Source organism: Actinomadura sp. NBRC 104412, assembly GCF_030269515.1.
In the GTDB taxonomy this organism is placed as follows: Bacteria; Actinomycetota; Actinomycetes; order Streptosporangiales; family Streptosporangiaceae; genus Spirillospora.
This window is the reverse complement of record NZ_BSTM01000024.1, coordinates 18,223-35,902: the sequence shown is the minus strand read 5'-3', so window position 1 is coordinate 35,902 and position 17,680 is coordinate 18,223. Positions and strand designations below refer to the sequence as shown.

The 17,680-nt window shown below is 73.8% G+C and carries 16 protein-coding genes and 1 riboswitch; of the genes, 12 read left to right on the top strand and 4 right to left on the bottom strand.

Going from position 1 to position 17,680, the window contains the following annotated elements; all coding sequences use genetic code 11:
• Positions 1–29 precede the first annotated feature (29 nt).
• The gene (locus QSK21_RS25880) at positions 30–830 is read left to right on the top strand and encodes a methyltransferase domain-containing protein (RefSeq protein WP_285699642.1); all 801 of its coding nucleotides are present in this window, start codon (positions 30–32) and stop codon (positions 828–830) included.
• On the opposite strand, the gene QSK21_RS25875 is transcribed toward QSK21_RS25880, so the two are convergent.
• The 4 genes from QSK21_RS25875 to QSK21_RS25860 form a co-directional block, all read right to left on the bottom strand.
• Positions 808–2,463, bottom strand: coding sequence for an acetolactate synthase large subunit (locus tag QSK21_RS25875; RefSeq protein WP_285699640.1), 1,656 nt, complete (start codon positions 2,461–2,463; stop codon positions 808–810). The two genes, QSK21_RS25880 and QSK21_RS25875, sit on opposite strands and share 23 nt — an antisense overlap.
• A gap of 69 nt (positions 2,464–2,532) precedes the next feature.
• Positions 2,533–3,552 carry an LLM class F420-dependent oxidoreductase gene (locus tag QSK21_RS25870; RefSeq protein WP_285699639.1) on the bottom strand — a complete coding sequence of 340 codons (1,020 nt, stop codon included), beginning with the start codon at positions 3,550–3,552 and terminating at the stop codon, positions 2,533–2,535.
• Between the two features lie 271 nt (positions 3,553–3,823).
• The gene (locus QSK21_RS25865; protein ID WP_285699638.1) at positions 3,824–4,024 is read right to left on the bottom strand and encodes a DUF397 domain-containing protein; all 201 of its coding nucleotides are present in this window, start codon (positions 4,022–4,024) and stop codon (positions 3,824–3,826) included.
• Entirely contained in the window at positions 4,021–4,863 is an 843-nt protein-coding gene (locus QSK21_RS25860; protein WP_285699636.1) for a helix-turn-helix domain-containing protein, read from the bottom strand. The genes QSK21_RS25865 and QSK21_RS25860 overlap by 4 nt, the downstream gene beginning before the upstream one ends.
• Positions 4,864–5,082: 219 nt before the next feature.
• Here QSK21_RS25860 and QSK21_RS25855 point away from each other — a divergent pair, with 219 nt between their 5' ends.
• The 11 genes from QSK21_RS25855 to QSK21_RS25805 all read left to right on the top strand — a co-directional run bounded on the left by QSK21_RS25855 (position 5,083) and on the right by QSK21_RS25805 (position 17,651).
• Complete coding sequence (locus QSK21_RS25855; protein ID WP_285699635.1) at positions 5,083–5,727, top strand: ATP-binding protein; 645 nt, start codon at positions 5,083–5,085, stop codon at positions 5,725–5,727.
• 307 nt (positions 5,728–6,034) lie between these two features.
• Positions 6,035–6,160: riboswitch (cobalamin riboswitch) on the top strand.
• A 108-nt stretch (positions 6,161–6,268) separates the two neighbouring features.
• On the top strand, positions 6,269–8,386 hold the full coding sequence (locus tag QSK21_RS25850; protein ID WP_285699634.1) for a putative cobaltochelatase: 2,118 nt from the start codon (positions 6,269–6,271) through the stop codon (positions 8,384–8,386).
• A 6-nt stretch (positions 8,387–8,392) separates the two neighbouring features.
• Positions 8,393–8,995 (top strand): cob(I)yrinic acid a,c-diamide adenosyltransferase, encoded by a 603-nt coding sequence (gene cobO / locus QSK21_RS25845; RefSeq protein WP_285699632.1) that lies wholly within the window; start codon positions 8,393–8,395, stop codon positions 8,993–8,995.
• A complete protein-coding gene (locus QSK21_RS25840) occupies positions 8,989–10,464 on the top strand; it encodes a cobyrinic acid a,c-diamide synthase CobB (RefSeq protein ID WP_285699630.1) in 1,476 nt (491 codons plus the stop codon). The genes cobO and QSK21_RS25840 overlap by 7 nt, the downstream gene beginning before the upstream one ends.
• A complete protein-coding gene (gene cobI / locus QSK21_RS25835) occupies positions 10,461–11,765 on the top strand; it encodes a precorrin-2 C(20)-methyltransferase (RefSeq protein ID WP_285699629.1) in 1,305 nt (434 codons plus the stop codon). Before QSK21_RS25840 ends, cobI begins: the two co-directional genes overlap by 4 nt.
• Positions 11,765–12,589: a precorrin-4 C(11)-methyltransferase gene (gene cobM / locus QSK21_RS25830; RefSeq protein WP_285699627.1), complete on the top strand. Its 825-nt coding sequence runs from the start codon at positions 11,765–11,767 to the stop codon at positions 12,587–12,589. Before cobI ends, cobM begins: the two co-directional genes overlap by 1 nt.
• Positions 12,586–13,107 carry a hypothetical protein gene (locus tag QSK21_RS25825; RefSeq protein WP_285699625.1) on the top strand — a complete coding sequence of 174 codons (522 nt, stop codon included), beginning with the start codon at positions 12,586–12,588 and terminating at the stop codon, positions 13,105–13,107. Before cobM ends, QSK21_RS25825 begins: the two co-directional genes overlap by 4 nt.
• Positions 13,104–14,381 (top strand): precorrin-6y C5,15-methyltransferase (decarboxylating) subunit CbiE, encoded by a 1,278-nt coding sequence (cbiE, locus tag QSK21_RS25820; protein WP_285699624.1) that lies wholly within the window; start codon positions 13,104–13,106, stop codon positions 14,379–14,381. The genes QSK21_RS25825 and cbiE overlap by 4 nt, the downstream gene beginning before the upstream one ends.
• Positions 14,378–16,093, top strand: a complete 1,716-nt coding sequence (gene cobJ / locus QSK21_RS25815; RefSeq protein ID WP_285699623.1) for a precorrin-3B C(17)-methyltransferase — start codon at positions 14,378–14,380, stop codon at positions 16,091–16,093. The genes cbiE and cobJ overlap by 4 nt, the downstream gene beginning before the upstream one ends.
• Entirely contained in the window at positions 16,084–16,704 is a 621-nt protein-coding gene (locus QSK21_RS25810) for a precorrin-8X methylmutase (protein WP_285699622.1), read from the top strand. Before cobJ ends, QSK21_RS25810 begins: the two co-directional genes overlap by 10 nt.
• Positions 16,701–17,651 (top strand): sirohydrochlorin chelatase, encoded by a 951-nt coding sequence (locus QSK21_RS25805; protein ID WP_285699621.1) that lies wholly within the window; start codon positions 16,701–16,703, stop codon positions 17,649–17,651. Before QSK21_RS25810 ends, QSK21_RS25805 begins: the two co-directional genes overlap by 4 nt.
• Positions 17,652–17,680 lie beyond the last annotated feature (29 nt).

The following is a 17,680-nucleotide window of genomic DNA, read 5'->3' as shown; positions in this document are numbered from 1 at the left end:
TACTGGTCGGCTGGGTTACCGTCTCCGGCATGGACTACCTCCACGGACACGACGCGACAGTGCTGGCCTCCCACCAGTGGCGCACCGCCGAGAACTCGGCGGCGTACCTGCTCGGGCACCTGCGTCCCGGGCTCTCCCTGCTGGACGTGGGCTGCGGACCGGGCACGATCACCGCGGGCCTGGCCGCACGGGTCGCCCCCGGCACCGTGACCGCCATCGACTCCGCGCCCGGCATCCTGGACGAGGCACGGCGGACGGCCGAGGCGCACGGCGTGACCAACGTCGAGTTCACGGTGGGGGACGTGCTCGCCCTGGACTTCCCGGACGCCACCTTCGACGTCGTCCACGCCCACCAGGTGCTCCAGCACCTGGCCGACCCCGTCCAGGCCCTGCGGGAGATGCGGCGGGTGTGCAAGCCGGGCGGCGTGGTGGCGGCGCGCGAGGCGGACTTCGGCGGGATGGTCTGGCATCCGAGGCCGCCCGGCATGGACGACTGGCTGCCGATCTACTACCGGGTGGCGCGCGAGGTGGGCGGCGAGCCGGACGCCGGGCGACGCATGCTCGCCTGGGCCCGCGAGGCGGGCTTCAGCGAGATCGACGCCGGCGCCTCCACCTGGTGCTTCTCCACACCGGAGGAGCGCGAGTGGTGGAGCGAAACCTGGGGCGGCCGGATGGTCCGCTCCCACGTGGCCGAGCGCGCCATCGCGGGCGGACACGCGACACGCGAACGCCTGCAGCGCGTGTACGAGGGCTGGAAGTCCTGGGCCGCAGCAGAAGACGCCTGGTTCGCCGTCCTCCACGGCGAAATCATCTGCCGCCGCTCGACATGAGCGCGTCGGTGAGGCGGAGGTTGTGGGAGTAGTCGACGGGGACGGTGACGACGGAGACGCCGTTGTCGGAGAGGGCTTTGCGGAGGGTGGGGAGCAGTTCGTCGGCGGAGGTGATTCGGTAGCCTTTGGCGCCGAAGCTTTCGGCGTAGGCGACGAAGTCGGGGTTGCCGAACGCGATGTTGGAGCTGCGGCCCAGTTCCAGGTCCATCTTCCATTCGATCAGCCCGTACGCGCCGTCCTCCCAGATCAGTACGGTGATGGGGACGTTCTCTCGGATCGCGGTTTCCAGTTCCTGCGAGTTCATCAGGAACGCGCCGTCTCCGGTGGCGGCCAGGACCTTGCGGTCGGGGAGGGCGAGTTTGGCGGCGATGGCGCCCGGCACCGAGAAGCCCATGGAGGACAGGCCGTTGGAGACGAGCAGCGTGTTGGGCTCGTAGGTCGGGTAGAGCCGGGCCATCCACATCTTCACCGCGCCGGTGTCGGCCAGCACGATGTCGTGGCGTCCCATCGCCTCGCGGATGTCGGCGACCACGCGTAGCGGCGACATAGGGAAGCCGTCGTCGGCGCGGCCCCGGTCCAGTTCCTCGCGGATCATCCGGCGGATGGTGTGCTCGGTGCCGTTGAGGTCGAAGCGGCGGCGGGTGGCCTCGCCGAGTTCGATGAGGGAGCGTGAGATGTCGCCTTGGATGCCGACCTGCACCGGGTAGTGTTCGTCCACTTCGGCGGGGAACCGGTGGATATGAATGATCTTCTTGTCGCCCTTGGGGTTGATCTTGGCGGGGTCGAACTCCTGGAGCTCGTACCCGACCGTGATCAGCACGTCGGCCGCGTCGAAGCCGAAGTTGACGTAGTCGTGCCGCATGAAACCGACGGCGCCGAGCGCCTTGGGATGGTCGTCGGGGAACACGCCCTTGCCGTTGAAGGTGGTCGCGACCGGCAGCCCGAGGAGCTCGGCGAAGTCGATCAGCGCCTGTGACGCGTGGTTGCGGGTGGCGCCGTGCCCGGCCAGGACGATCGGCCGTTCGGCGAGGGCGAGGACGTCGGCGGCGCGGGCGATCTGCGAGGCCGACGGCTCCTGCGGGCGGACCACGTTCACGGGCAGCGGCCTGAGTTCGCCGTCGACCGTCGCGGCCTCGACGTCCTCGGGGATGGCGAGGTAGACGGCGCCGGGACGCTCGGTCTGCGCGGTCTTGAACGCCTTGCGCACCATCTCCGGCAGCGCCTCGGCGGTGAGCACCAGGTCCGCCCACTTGGTGATGGGCTTGAACATCGCGACCAGGTCGACGATCTGGTGCGACTCCTTGTAGATCCGGTCGAGGCCGACCTGTGCGGAGATCGCCACGACCGGGGTGCTGTTGGTGGTGGCGTCCGCCACGCCGAGCTGAAGGTTGATCGCGCCGGGGCCGAGCGTGGCCGAGGCCACCCCGGCCCGCCCGGTCAGCCGGCCGTAGATCTCGGCCATGAACGCCGCGCCCTGCTCGTGCCTGACCAGCACGTACCGGATCGGCGAGTCGCGCAGCGCGTCGACGAAGTGGATGTTCTCCTCGCCGGGCAGGCCGAACACGTACCGCACGCCTTCGGCCTCCAGCGTGCGGACCAGCAATCGCGCGGCCTCGACCTGCGTGGACATCATCGTCCCTTCCCCCGAGTTCCGATCATGTACCCGGTTCAGCGCCGGGGACGCGCCGCGCATTCCCCGGCGTCAGCCGTCCACCAGTTCCTTGAGCGCGCGGAGCGTGGGCTCGTCGTGGACGCCGGCGATGAGCAGGGTGGTGATGGGGCTGTCGCGCCACAGCGCCAGCCGCTCCTTGATCCGGCCGATCGGCCCCAGCAGCGAGATGGAGTCGGCCAGCTCGTCCGGCACGGCCTTGACCGCCTCGGCGCGGCGCCCGTCCAGGAACAGCTCCTGGACGCGGGCGGCCTGCTCGGCGTAGCCGAGCCTGCCGATCAGGTCGAGGTGGAAGTTGCGGTCCCTGGCGCCCATCCCGCCGATATAGAACGCGAGCGGGATCTTGGCGAACTCCAGCGCGGAGGCGAGGTCGTCGGTGACGATCGTGGTGACGGTCGCGGCGATCTCGAACCCGTCGGGGCGTCCCGCCAGCGCCTCGCCGAACAGCGGTTCGATCCGCGTCGGGTCGATGAACAGCGGCAGCCAGCCCTGGGCCAGCTCGGTGGCGAGCGCGATGTTCTTCGGTCCCTCCGCGCCGAGATAGATCGGGATCTCGGGCCGGACGGGGTGGACGATCGACTTCAGCGGCTTGCCGAGGCCGGTGCCGCCGGGGTACGGCAGCGGGTAGTGCGGCCCCTCGCTGGTCACCGGTTCCTCGCGGCGCCAGACCTGGCGGAGGATGTCGACGTACTCGCGGGTGCGCGCGAGCGGCTTGGGGAACGGCACCCCGTACCAGCCCTCCACCACCTGGGGCCCGGACGCGCCGAGGCCCAGGATCACCCGTCCGCCGGAGAGCGCGTCCAGGGTGAGGGCGTGCATGGCGGTGGCGACCGGTGTGCGCGCGGACATCTGCACCACCGAGGTGCCGAGCCTGATGGTGGAGGTACGGGCGGCGTACCAGGTCAGCGGGGTGAAGGCGTCGGACCCGTACGCCTCGGCGGTGAACACCGAGTCGTAGCCGAGCCGTTCGGCGGCCAGCACGGTCTCGGTGCGGTCCTCGGGGTCGCGCTGCCAGTACCCGACATGGATGCCGAGCTTCATTTCCGCGGTCATCGGGCGTCCTCCCTCACCGGCCCCGTGGGTGCCGGGGCGCACGGCGATACTAGAACACGTTCTAGTTCTGGGCGAGGGGCGGGGAGCCCGGGAGGGATGGGGAGCCCGGGAGGGGCGGAGGCGGGGCGGACATGGCGAAGGGCCGCGGCGGGTGCCGCGGCCCCTGGGTACCCGACATCAGGATGACCCTGCGTCACCCGGATGGCGCGGACGGCGCGGAGAAGCCGTGTCACCGGGCCGGGCCGCCGGGACGATCGGCGGCCGGGACGGGTCAGGCGCGCCGGACGGCCTCGATGAACGAGCGCCATTCGGCCGCCGTCAGCGTCAACGCGGGGCCGTGCGGATCCTTGGAGTCGCGCACCGCATGCGTTCCGGCGTCGAGTTCCGCCACTTCGACGCACTGGTCGCCGCTGCCGCTGTAGGACGACTTGCGCCAACGGGCGGAGGTGAGGGCGTGATGGGGGTGGTTCACGGGCTACTCCTTGCTGCCTCGGCGATGAGGGGCGCGGAATCCTCAGGGGACATGGCCTGCTTCATGATGCGCTCGAAGCGTTCCCCATGTGATGCTATTGCCTCGGCGCTCTCGAGATAAACGTCGCCCATAGTGCCCTCGACATAGGCGATATCTGGGTCTGCCGGGTCCGGAAACGAAAGTATCGTGAAACGACCGTCAAGTCCGGCGTGTTCCCTGGCCTCGAACGGCAGCACCTGGATGGTGATCTGCGGCCGTTCCGCCAGCTCCAGCAGCCACTCGAGCTGCGCCCGCATCACGCCGGGCCCGCCGATCGGGCGCTTCAGCACGCACTCGTCGAAGATCAGGTGGATCTGCGGCGCCCGCTCGCGGTTCAGTAAAGCCTGCCGGGCCTTGCGGGCGTCGATCCGGCGCTCGATGTCCTCCGTGGTGGGCAGCATCCGGCCCGCGGTGATCACCGCCCGCGCGTAGTCCTCGGTCTGCAGCAGGCCGTGGATGAGCTGGGTGTCCCAGGTCCTGATCAGCGACGCCTCGTCCTCCAGCGCCACGTAGCTGCCGGTGAACACGTCCGCGTAGGCCGTCCACCAGCCGCGCTGGCCGGCCTCGCGGGCGAGGGTGATCAGCGCGTCCCGCTGGGGGCTCGGGACCCCGTACAGGTCGAGCAGGTCTGCGATGTCGTTCGGCTTGGGGCGGGTCTGCCCGGTTTCGAGCCGCGAGACGGTGGCCCTGGACCAGTCCAGCCGGTCCGCCACCTCCTGCAACGTGAGCCGCTGCAGTTCGCGCAGTCTCCGCAGTTCGCGGGCCAGCCTGCGGCCGCGAACGGTGGGCCGGTATGTCATGTGGCGAGAGTCTTCCTATTCGGTCGGCTCAGTTCAACAGAAACGACTAAGCCGGTAAGGCCAATCTCCGGAAGTCTCCAGAAGCGGTTGCGGTCGTGAGAATCCCAGGCGAAGCTGAGGGGTGACCGCGCGTGGACGGTAAGTAACGGGGCGAAGACCGAGGACTACGGAGAGCGCAGGCGGCCGGGGCACCGGGCGCCGGTGCGGGAGGATCCCGTGATGACCACGCCGAAGACAGCCGACGGCGCGCAGAGCGCCGTCCGTCCGCACGAGCCGGTGGAGCCCGGCGGCCCGGTGGGCGACGGGGGGCGTGACGTCCCGGACACGATGCCGCTCGCGGGCCCGCCCGCCTGCGTGCCGCGTTCCTGCGCGCCGCCGATCGGGCAGGTGTGGGCGCTGCCTCCGGGCCCCGGCTGCGCCCGCTACGCCCGTGCGATCCTCGGCGAGGCGCTGGCCCTGGCGGACGCCCCCCGCTCCGTGATCAGCGACGCCCGGCTGATCGTGAGCGAGCTGGCCACCAACGCGCACCAGCACGCCCACGACCACGGCCCGCACGAGCTGTGGCTCTACCCCGACCAGCCCTTGGGCGAGGCGGCGGACGGCCCTGACGACATGGCGGGCGGGATCGTCGGTGAGGCGCGCTGCGCGGTCTTCGACCGGCACCGCGCCGCGCGGCTGCCCGGCTACTCCTGGACGTCCGGCGACTACGGCCGCGGGCTGAGCATCGTGAACGAGCTGTCGGAGGGGCGTTGGGGCATGCTGCGGACGCGCTCGCGCTGCTACCCGCACGGTCCGGGCAAGGCCGTGTGGTTCGCGATCCCCGTCCTCCTCCGGCTGCCCGCCGACCCTCCCTGCTCAGCCTGAGGGACCAAGGTGGGCCGGCGCGCGGACGTCGGAAAGGGCTCGGGGAACGGGCTCGGGGAACGGGGCGAGGGCGCCGGAACTCAGGGACGTCGGGTGCGGGTCCAGGAGACACCCGTCGCCCGGTGATGCTGGGAAGTCGGCTCAAGGGTGCGATCCATCGCACCAGTGAAACACGGTGCCGCCGGTGTGCCAATGCGCTCCGGCCAGGTCCTACGCGCCGTCGCCGCCCGGTCGCGGAACGGATCTCACCCATGCGCGGCTTGGGCGGTCGCCGCGGGTGTGCCATCCTGTGCAGTCGACGGACGCGGAGGAACCCGGTGCGAATCCGGGGCTGTCCCGCAACTGTGACCATGGGGAGCTTCCCCTCGCGAGGTGCCACGGCGGCGACGCTGGAAGGCTGAGGGGGAGCGGCGATCCGGGAGCCAGGAGACTCCGGCCGTCGGAGGGACATGGGTCCCCCGCCAGGGGACGTCCCTCACATGAAGCCACGGGCGTGGACACCCGAGGGAAGGACAAGAGGCATGCCCTGTCTGATGGGCCGATGAGCCGCGCGGGCGCGCCCCGCCAGGCGCGTTACCCCTTTTCCGCGGTCGTCGGGATGGACGATCTCAAACTCGCGCTTCTGGTCAACGCGGTCTCGCCGGGCGTCGGGGGCGTGCTGGTCCGGGGCGAGAAGGGCACCGCCAAGTCGACGATCGTCCGGGCGCTGGCCGACCTGCTGCCGCCGGTGCCGGTGGTGACGGGCTGCCGGTTCTCCTGCGACCCGCGCGAACCCGACCCGGCCTGCCCGGACGGCCCGCACCCGCCGCTGGAGCCGGCGGCGATCGACGCGGTCGCGCGCGGCCACCTGGAGGCCCACGACGATCCGGACGACGATCCGGACGGCGAGGAGCCGCACATCCCGGCGCGGGAGCGGCCCGCCCGCCTGGTCGAGCTGCCCGTCGGCGCCTCCGAGGACCGGCTCACCGGCTCCCTCGACATCGAACGCGCGCTCACCGAGGGCGTGAAGGCGTACGAGCCGGGGCTGCTGGCCTCCGCGCACCGCGGCGTCCTGTACGTCGACGAGGTCAACCTGCTGCACGACCACCTGGTGGACCTGCTGCTGGACGCCGCCGCGATGGGCGAGTCCTACGTGGAGCGCGAGGGCGTCTCGATCCGCCACGCCGCCCGGTTCCTGCTGGTGGGCACCATGAACCCGGAGGAAGGGGAGCTGCGCCCGCAGTTGCTGGACCGTTTCGGGCTGACCGTGGAGGTCGCCGCGACCCGTGACCCCGCCGAGCGCGCCGAGGTGGTGCGGCGGCGGCTGGAGTTCGAGCGGGACCCGGCCGGGTTCGCCGCGCGCTGGGCGATGGCCGACGCGGAACTGGCCGCCCGGATCGCCTCCGCGCAGGCGCGGCTGCCCGCGGTGACGCTTCCGGACGCCGCGCTCGCCCAGATCACGGCGGTGTGCGCCGCGTTCGAGGTGGACGGTCTGCGCGCCGACCTGGTGACGGCGCGGGCCGCGATCGCGCTGGCCGCCTGGCACCGCCGCACCACGGTGACCGCGGAGGACGTACGGACGGCCGCCCGGCTGGCGCTGCCGCACCGGCGCCGCCGCGACCCGTTCGACGCGCCCGGACTGGACGAGGAGAGGCTCGATGAGGTCCTGCGCGAGCACGGGGACCCCGAGCCGGATCCGGGCCCGGACGAGGACCCCGGCCCCCAAGACGACGGCCCTGACGACGGCCCCGGCGGCGGGGGCGGCGGAGGAGGCGGCGAGAGCGTGCTCAGCACCCTGGACGCCCTGCTGAACGGCCGGTCGGCGAAGGACGGTGAACGCCTGCCCGCCAAGCACCACGATGCCGGTGAAGGCGAGCCCGCCCAGGCCGATGCCGCGTACCGTCCCCGGCTGTTCACGGTGCCGGGCACCGGTACCGGCGCCCCCGGACGCCGTTCCAAGGCGCGCGGCCCGTACGGGCGGATCTCGGGCTCCCGCCCAGGGCACGAAGGCGGTCTGCATCTGACCGCGACCCTGCGTGCCGCCGCGCCGCACCAGAGGGCGCGCGGGCGCTCCGGGCCGGGGATCCTCATCGCGCCGGGCGACCTGCGCGCCGCCGTACGGGACGGACGCGAGGGCAACCTGGTGCTGTTCGTCGTGGACGCCAGCGGTTCGATGGCGGCGCGGCGCCGGATGCGCGCGGTCAAGGGCGCCGTGCTGAGCCTTCTCCTGGACGCCTACCAGCGCCGCGACAAGGTCGGCCTGATCACGTTCCGGGGCGCCGAGGCGGAGGTGGCGCTGCCGCCGACCTCGTCGGTGGAGGCGGGGGCGCGGCGCCTGGAGCGGCTGCGCACCGGCGGAAGGACGCCTCTCGCGGCGGGCCTGCTCCGTGCCGCCGAGGTCCTGCGCGTGGAGCGGATGCGCGATCCCTCCCGCCGTCCGCTGCTCGTGGTGGTGACCGACGGGCGCGCCACCCATGGCCCGGCACCGGCGCCGGCCGCGGGTGCGCTCGCCGCCGCCGGGGTGGCGTCGGTCGTGGTGGACTGCGAGTCCGGTCCCGTCAGGCTGGGCCTGGCGGCCGAGCTGGGGACGCTGCTCGGCGCCGAGACGGTACGGCTGGACGACCTGGCGGCCGAGGGCCTGGCGGGCGTGGTGCGGGCGACCAGGCGAAGGGTGGCGTGAGCGACGATGCCGCAGGGCAAGCCGGAGTACGTGCCCGACGACGGGCTGACCACCAGGCAGCGGCGCAACCGCCCGCTGGTGATCGTTCACACGGGTCCGGGCAAGGGCAAGTCGACCGCCGCGTTCGGGATGGCGCTGCGCGCCTGGAACCAGGGCTGGCCGATCGGGGTGTTCCAGTTCGTCAAGTCGGCCAAGTGGCGGATCGGCGAGGAGCGGGCGCTGCGCGTGCTCGGGGAGAGCGGCGAGGGCGGCCCGGTGACCTGGAACAAGATGGGCGAGGGCTGGTCGTGGATCCAGCGGCCCGGCACCGAGGCCGACCACGAGGCGGACGCCCGCGAGGGCTGGGAGCAGATCAAGCGGGACCTGGCCGCCGAGACCTACCGGTTCTACGTGCTGGACGAGTTCACCTACCCGATGAAGTGGGGCTGGGTGGACGTGGACGACGTCATCTCCGCGCTGAAGGACCGTCCGGGCGACCAGCATGTGGTGATCACCGGCAGGGACGCCGATCCGCGGCTGGTGGCGTTCGCCGATCTGGTCACCGAGATGGGCAAGGTCAGGCATCCGATGGACCGCGGGCAGAAGGGCCAGAAGGGCATCGAATGGTAGCCCGGCTGGTCGTCTCCGCGCCCGCGTCGGGCAGCGGCAAGACGACGGTGGCCACCGGGCTGATGGCGGCGCTGGCCGCGCGCGGGACGCGCGTCTCGCCGCACAAGGTGGGCCCCGACTACATCGATCCGGGCTACCACGCGCTGGCCACCGGCCGTCCGGGCCGCAACCTGGACCCGTGGCTGACCTCCGAGGAACTGGTCGTCCCGCTGTTCCTGCACGGAGCGGCGGGCGCCGACGTGGCGGTGGTCGAGGGGGTCATGGGGCTGTTCGACGGCGCCCCCCCATCTACGGGCGAAGCCCGGGGGGTCTGGGGGTCCGACGCCCCAAAAGGTGGCACAGAGCAGGGCGGTTTCGCCTCGACCGCGCATGTGGCCGGGTTGCTGGACGCCCCGGTCGTCCTGGTGGTGGACGCGTCGGCGGCGGGCCGTTCGGTCGCGGCGACCGTGCACGGCTTCCGTACCTACGACGACCGGGTCAGGCTCGGCGGGGTGATCCTGAACAGGATCGGCTCGGACGGGCACGAGCGGTTGTGCCGGGACGCGATCGAGGAGCTGGGCGTGCCGGTGCTGGGGGCGCTGCGGCGCGATCCCGGGATCGAGACCCCGTCCCGGCATCTCGGGCTGATCCCGGCGGCCGAGCGGAACGCCGAGGCGGTCGCGACCGTGGAGCGGCTCGGCGCGCTGATCGCCTCGTCCTGTGACCTCGACGCGGTGACGGCCCTGGCGCGCAGCGCGCCGCCGCCACGAGGCAGGCCGTGGGAGCCGGGTGACCAGGTCGGCGAGCAGGGCGGACGCCCACGTGTCGCGGTCGCCGGAGGCCCGGCGTTCACGTTCGGGTACGCGGAGAACGAGGAACTGCTGGAGGCGGCGGGCGCGGAGGTCGTCCGGTTCGACCCGCTGCGCGACGAGGCCCTTCCGGACGGGACGCGGGCCGTGGTCATCGGCGGCGGCTTCCCGGAGATGTACGCGGCCGAGCTGTCGGCGAACGAGCCGCTGCGCCGCTCCCTCAGGGCCTTCGCCGCCCGCGGCCCCGTCTACGCCGAGTGCGCCGGTCTCCTCTACCTGGCGCTTGAGCTGGACGGAAAGCCGATGTGCGGCGTCCTGGACGGGGTGTCGGCGACCATGGGGCCGCGCCTGACGCTGGGCTACCGGTCGGCCGTCGCGGTCAGCGACTCGGTGGTCGCCCGTGTCGGTGAACGGGTGAGGGGCCACGAGTTCCACCGCACGGTCACCGAGCCACGGCATGGCAGGACCGCGGCCTGGCAGTGGACCGAATCCGGCCCGGCACGACCGTCCGAGTGCCCGGAGGGCGGTCGTGCGGTTGTTCCGGGGGGTGTGGGGGGTCGTCCCCCCACAAAGGAAGGTTTCGTCCAAGGGGATTGCGTCGCCTCCTACCTGCATCTGCACTGGGCAGGAGAACCCGCGTTCGCGGAACGCCTGGTAGCGGCGGCAAGGGGATCGGGATGACGCGCTTCGACGGAGGGCTGCGGCTGGAGGGCGAGCGGGTGCTGCTGCGTCCCTTCGGTCCCGCGGACCTGGACGCGATCACGGCGGCGATGCGGGAGGGCGAGAACTTTCTGCCGCCCAACGTCCCGTCCGGGGGCGACCCGTTGCACTGGTGGCTCTCGCAGGGCGTCCACGACCTGGCCCGGACGGGTCTGGGGCTGCACCTGGCGGTGACCGATCGGGTGACCGGCGGGCTGAGCGGCGCGATCGGGATCTGGGGGGTGGACTGGGCGGCGGGCGCGGCCGTGTGCGGGTACGCGATCCGGCCTCCGGAGCGTGGGCGGGGACTGGCCACCGACGCCCTCAGGACGCTGAGCCGGTGGGCGCTGAGCGAGGGCGGGCTGCGCCGGCTGGAGCTGCGGATCAGGGAGGGCAACGTCCCGTCCCTGCGGGTGGCGGAGAAGTCCGGCTTCCGGCATGAGGGGCTGCTGCGTTCGGCGGACCGGGACCCGGACGGCGTCATCGCCGACCAGCACGTGTTCTCGCTGCTGGCCGCCGACCTGGAGGACGGCGGCTCCCCGGAGGGGACGCGGCGGCTCGTCGGGGTGGGCGTGGGACCCGGGGACCCGGAGCTGGTGACGGCCAAGGGCGTGCGGGTCCTGCGGGAGGCCGACGTCGTCCTGGTGCCGGTGATGGCGCCGGACGAGGAGGGCCGCGCCGAATCGGTCGTCCGCGCGTACACGACCAGGGCCGAGCGGGTGGTGTTCGCCCTCAACGACAGGGGCGGCGTCACCGAGCGGCGCGCCGCCGCCTGGGACGCCGCCGCCGAACGGGTCGTGCGGGCCTTCGACGAAGGCGCCGCGACCGTGGCGTTCGCGACGATCGGCGACCCCCACGTCTACTCGACCTTCACCTACCTGGCGCAGACCGTGCGGGAGCTGCGGCCCGGCACCGAGATCGCGGCGGTGCCCGGCATCACCGCGATGCAGGACCTGGCCGCCCGGTCGGGCACCGTCCTGGCCGAGGGCGGGGAGTCGGTCACGCTGGTCCCGATGACCGGCGGGGACGCCGCGTTCGCCGCGCTCCGCGCCGCGCTGGAGTCGGGCGACACCGTCGTGGCCTACAAGTTCGGCTCGGTCGCGGACGAGGTGATCGGCGCGTTGAAGGACGCGGGACGGCTGGACGGCGCCGTGTACGGGGCCCGGCTGGGCCTGCCGGGCGAGGAGGTCGGGGCGGCGCGGGAGCTGACCGGTCCCGTCCCGTACCTGTCGGCGCTCATCGTGCCCGGCGTCCGCCGCGGCGGCAGGGGAGGGAGGCTGTGATGGCCGAGCCCGAAGGCGGGTCCAGGGGCCGGGTCGTGTTCGTCGGTGCCGGGCCGGGCGCCGCCGACCTGCTGACCTTCCGCGCGGCCCGGTCGATCGCGGCGGCGGACGTGGTGATCTGGGCGGCCAGCCTGGTCCACCCGGACGTGCTGGAGCACGCCAGGCCGGACGCGGAGATCGTCGACTCGGCCCGGCTGCCGATGGAGGGCGTCCTGCCGTACTACGAGCGGGCGGCGGCCGAGGGGCTGACGGTCGCCCGTATCCATTCCGGCGACCCCGCCTTGTGGGGCGCCTTGCAGGAGCAGCTCGACCGCTGCAAGGCGATGGGCCTGGACACCGAGGTCGTCCCCGGCGTGTCCAGCTTCAGCGCGGCTGCCGCGGCGGTGGAACGCGAGCTGACCATCCCGGAGGTCGCGCAGTCGGTGGTGCTGACGCGGCTCGGCGGGGGCAAGACGCCGATGCCGCCGGGCGAGGAGGTCGGCGAGTTCGCGCGGCATGGGACGACGATGGCGCTGTTCCTGTCCGCGGCGCGCTCGGCGCGGTTGCAGGACGAGCTGCTGGACGGCGGCTACCCCGAGGACACCCCGTGCGTGATCGCGTACCGGGTGAGCTGGCCGGACGAGCTGGTCGTGCGGTGCGCGCTGGGCGAGCTGGCGGCCACGATGAAGGCGCACAAGCTGTGGAAGCACACGCTGGTGCTGGTGGGTCCGGCGCTGGCGGCGGGCGGCACCCGTTCGCACCTGTACCACCCGGGCCACTTCCACGGGCACCGGCGCGCCGAGCCGGCCGCCCGGCGCCGTCTCAGGGAGGCTCGATCCTCATGAGCGGCGGTGACATCGGGGCACGGGTGGCGGCGATCTCGGCGGAGGGGCAGCGGACCCTCGTCCTGCACGGCCCCGAGCCGTCGGGGCGGACGGCGGCGCGGATGCTGCCCGCGCTGCCCGGGGTGTGCTTCGCCGAGTCGGCGGACCCGGCGCGGGCGCTGCGGCAGGCGGTGGAGCACGGGCTCGGCCGGCTCGTCCTGTTCGGCACGGCGGACGACCTGGTGGCCGCGCTCGGCCCGGGGGCGGACGTGCTGCTCGGCGAGATCACGACCGACATGGGCGGGACGCCCGAGCTGGCCGCCGAGGTGGCCGCGGCCGGGTCCGCGCGGCGGGCCTGCGCGCTGTGGCGGGACGCGGGACTGCTCGGGCCGTGCGGCCGCGAGCTGTGCCGGCGCGTCGCCGCCGAGCTGGAGAGCGTGGCCGCGGGAGCAGGCGACGATCCGATCGCGGCGCAGGTGGTGCTGCTGGACGACGCCGGCGAACGCATGATCGGCATGTACGGGCGGCTGCGCCGATGAGCTCCCTGGTGGTGCTCGGCCACGACGGTTCACCGCCCGCCGGCGAGGCCCGCGAGCTGCTGGAACGCGCCTCGCTCGTGGTCGGGGGCGCGCGGCACCTGGCCGCGCTGCCCGTACCGGAGGGCGTCCGCACGGTCGTGATGGGGGAGCTGCGCCCGGCCCTGGACGCGATCGACGCCGAACTCGACCGCGACGACGACCGGGGCCGGGTCGTCGTGGTGGCCAGCGGCGACCCCGGGTTCTTCGGGATCGTCCGGGCGCTGCGCAGGCGCGGCCGGCGGCCCCGCGTCATCCCGGCGCTGTCGTCGGTCGCGCGGGCGTTCGCGCGGGCCGGGATGCCGTGGGACGACGCGCTGGTGGTGTCCGCGCACGGCCGTGAGCTGCGTCGCGCCGTGAACGCGTGCCGCGCCCACCCGAAGGTCGCGGTGCTGACGGCGCCCGGTTCGGGCCCGGCCGAGCTGGCGCGCGAGCTGTTCCCGCAGACGCCCCGCACGTTCGTGGTCTGTGAGGACTTGGGCGGGCCTCATGAACGGGTCGTCAGCGTGCGTCCGGCCGAAGCCACCACGCGGCCCTGGCGTGACCCGAACGTGGTGCTGGTGCTCGACCCGAGGCGGGTGGCGGCGGGCGGTGAGCCCGGCTGGATCGCCGGTCCGCGCCCGGGGCCGTCCGAGTGGGCGCTGCCGGACGCGGCGTTCGGGCCGGGGCGTCCGGCGTTCGGCCCCGAGGTGAGGGCGTTCGCGCTGGCCAAGCTGGGGCCGCGCATCGGCGACATGGTCTGGGACGTGGGCGCGGGACGAGGCGAGGTCGCGATCGAGTGCGCGCGTTTCGGAGCGGCCGTCGTCGCGGTGGAGAAGGACGAGGCGGCCTGCGAGCGCATCCGCGCCAACGTGCGGGCGCACCGCGTGAAGGTGGCGGTGTCACGCGGCACGGCCCCCGGCGTGCTGGACCACCTGCCCGAGCCGGACGCGGTGTTCGTCGGCGGGGGCGGGCCTGAGGTGGCGCGGGTGTGCGCGTCCCGCGCCCTGCGCAGCGTGGTGATCGTCCTGCACCGGGCCGATCGCGTCCAGGCGGCGATCGAGGCGATCAAGCGTGCGTCCTTGACCGCCCATGCCGTCCGTTTGCAGGCGGGCCTGGTCGGCCGTTCGCCGACCGGCGTGTTCGTCGTGTGGGGTGAACGCAAGGTGGACGTCCCGCCGGTGACGAGGGCGGTCCGGCGCGAGCCGCCGCCATCGGTGACGATCGCTCCGCTTCCCGAGCCGGGGGGCCCGCGATGATCGGGGTGGTGGCGGCCACGGCCGCCGGACGTTCCGCCGCGGCGGCTCTGGAGGCGGCGTGGCCCGGCGAGGTGCGCTCCTTCACGGGCGGCAAGGCGTCCGCCGCGCTGCGTGAGGCGTGGGGGACGTGCGACGCGATCGTCAGCTTCCTGGCGGTGGGGGCGACGGTCCGGGTGCTGGCGCCGCTGCTCGGGCACAAGACCACCGACCCGGCCGTGGTGTGCGTGGACGAGGGTTTACGCCACGCGGTGGCGGTCCTGGGCGGGCACCATGGCGCGAACCTGCTGGCCCGGCGGCTGTCCGGGGTGCTGGGCTGCGAGCCCGTCGTCACGACCGCCAGCGACGGCGCCGGGATCACCCCGCTCGACTCCTACGGCGCGGACCTCGGCTTCACCGTCCACAACCCGGAACTGCTCGCCCGTGTCGGCGCGGCCGTCCTGTCCGGGGAGCCGGTGACGATCGAGGGCGCGGACGGATGGCCGCTGCCCGCCCTGCCGTCCAACGTCGTCCGCGAGCACCCCGGGGCGTCGGCGGGGATCCTGGTCACCGACCGGGCGGAGCCCGCCAGGTCGCGCCGCGACCGCTTGGTCTACCGGCCTCCGTCGCTGGTCGTCGGGGTCGGGTCCGCGCGGGGCGTCACGGCCGCGGAGGTGGGTGAGCTGATCGACGGGACGCTCGCGGACGCCGGCCTGGCGCCCGCGTCGGTGCGCTGCCTGGCGACCGTGGACGTGAAGGCCGGCGAGCAGGGGATCCTGGACGCGGCCGAGGCGCGCGGCTGGGAGGTCGTCACCTTCCCCGCGGACGTGCTGGCGCGGGTAGAGGTGCCCAACCCGTCCGAGGTCGTCCGTGCCGAGGTGGGGACGCCCAGCGTCGCCGAGGCGGCGGCGCTGCACGCGGCCCGCGGCCTCGGACGCGGTGCCGAGCTGGTCGCGGAGAAGCGCAAGTCGGCCGCCGCGACCGCGGCCGTGGCGCGGCTCCGCCCCAAGGGGCGGCTCGGCCTTGTGGGGATCGGTCCGGGCGCCCGTGACCTGCTCACCCCGCGTGCGGAGGCGGTGCTGCGGCGGTCGTCGGTGGTGGTGGGGCTGGACCAGTATGTCGAGCAGGTCCGCGACCTGCTGCGTCCTGGGACGCGGGTGATGGCGAGCGGCCTCGGCCGTGAGGAGGAGCGTGCCCGTGCCGCCGTCGAGGAGGCGGAGTCGGGACGGGCCGTGGCGCTCATCGGCTCCGGGGACGCGGGCGTGTACGCGATGGCGAGCCCCGCGCTGGAGTTCGCCTCCTCCGGCATCGAGGTGGAGGGCGTCCCGGGGATCACCGCCGCGCTGGCCGCGTCCGCGCTGCTCGGCGCCCCGCTCGGGCACGACCACGCCGCCATCTCCCTGTCCGACCTGCACACCCCCTGGGAGGTCATCGAGCGGCGGGTGCGGGCGGCGGCGGAGGGCGACTTCGCGGTCTGCTTCTACAACCCCCGCAGCCGAGCCCGCGACTGGCAGTTGCCCGCCGCGCTGGAGATCCTGTCCGCGCACCGTCCGCCGGACACGCCGGTCGGGCTGGTCCGCGACGCGTCCCGTCCCGGCGAGTCGGTCACCCTGACCACGCTGGCGGAGGTGGATCCCGCCATGGCCGACATGGTCACCGTGGTGGTGGTCGGGTCGAGCCGCAGCCGGACGGTCGCCGGGCGATTTATCACCCCCAGGGGGTATCGATGGGCCTGACCGGACGCCGCGTCCACCCGATCGAGGTCAGGTCGATGGAGATCCTGCGCTCCCGCGTCGACCTGTCCGCGCTCCCCCCGCTGACCCGTGCCGTGACCGAGCGCGTGATCCACGCCAGCGCCGACCTGAAGTACGCCGCCGACCTGCGCACCGCCGAGCCCGACCTGGAACGCGGCCTGGCGGCCCTGCGGTCGGGGGTGCCGGTCGTCACCGACGTCGGCATGGTCGCGGCCGGGATCACCTCCAGGGACGTGATCTGCCGGGTCGGGACCCCGGAGGCCGCGGCGCTGGCGAAGCAGGAGGGCATCACCCGTTCGGCCGCCGCCGTCCGGCTCGCGTCGGACGAGGCCGGTCCGGGCGCGGTCTGGGTCGTGGGCTGCGCCCCGACCGCGCTGTTCGAGATCGTCGCGCTCGGCGCGGGGCGGCTGCGCCCGGCGCTGGTCATCGGCCTTCCCGTGGGGTTCGTGGGAGCCGCCGAATCGAAGGAGGCGCTGCGCGCCTCCGGCCTCCCGCAGCTCAGCAACGTCTCGGAGAAGGGCGGCTCGGCGGTCGCGGCCGCCGCCGCGAACGCCCTGCTTTACCTGCTGGACGAGGAGGGCGAGGCGCCATGACCGAACGCGACGAGAACACGGGACGGCCGCTGCTGGTCGTGGGACACGGCACGCGGGACGCCGAGGGCGTCGCCGACTTCGGGCGGTTCCTCCGGAGGCTCCGCAGGCGGATGCCCGTGCCCGTGGCGGGCGGATTCATCGAGCTGTCCCCGCCGCCGCTGACCGAGGCCGTGTCCGGGCTCTACGCGGACGGGCACCGGCGCGTGGCCGCCGTCCCGCTGGTGCTCGTCGCGGCCGGGCACGGAAAGGGCGACATCCCCGGCGCGATGGCGCGTGAACTGGCCCGCCATCCAGGGCTGTCCTACCGCTACGGGCGTCCGCTCGGGCCGCATCCCACCCTCCTCGCCCTCCTGCAAGAGCGCATGGAGAGCGTCCTGGACGGCACGCGCCCCGACCGTGACACGGCGGTGCTCCTGGTGGGGCGCGGCTCCACCGACCCAGACGCCAACGCCGAGATCCACAAGGTCGCGCGGCTCTTCTGGGAGGGACGCGGAGCGGGCGGCCCCGAGCAGGGGCACGGTCTGGCCTGCGTCGAGCCCGCCTTCGTCTCGCTGGCCAGGCCCAGCGTCCCCGAGGGTCTGGAACGGCTGCGCAGGTTGGGCGCCCGGCGCGTCGTCGTCCTGCCGTACTTCCTGTTCAGGGGCCTGCTGCCGGACCGGGTCGCCCAGCAGGCCCGCGCCTACGCGGCCTCGCATCCCGAACTGGACGTGCGCTGCGCCGAGGTGATCGGCGACTGCGACGGGCTCGCGGACGTCGTGGCCGAACGGTACGAGGAGGCCCTGGCCGGCGACATCCGGATGAACTGCGACACCTGCGTCTACCGGATCGCCATGCCGGGCTTCGAGCACCGGGTGGGGGCGCCGCAGGCCCCCCACGACCATCCCGACGACCCGGCCGACCCGGCGCACACGCACACGCATGGGCACGGGCATGTCCACTGGCAGTGAACCGGGTCGCGACCTCGACGAAGGGAGCC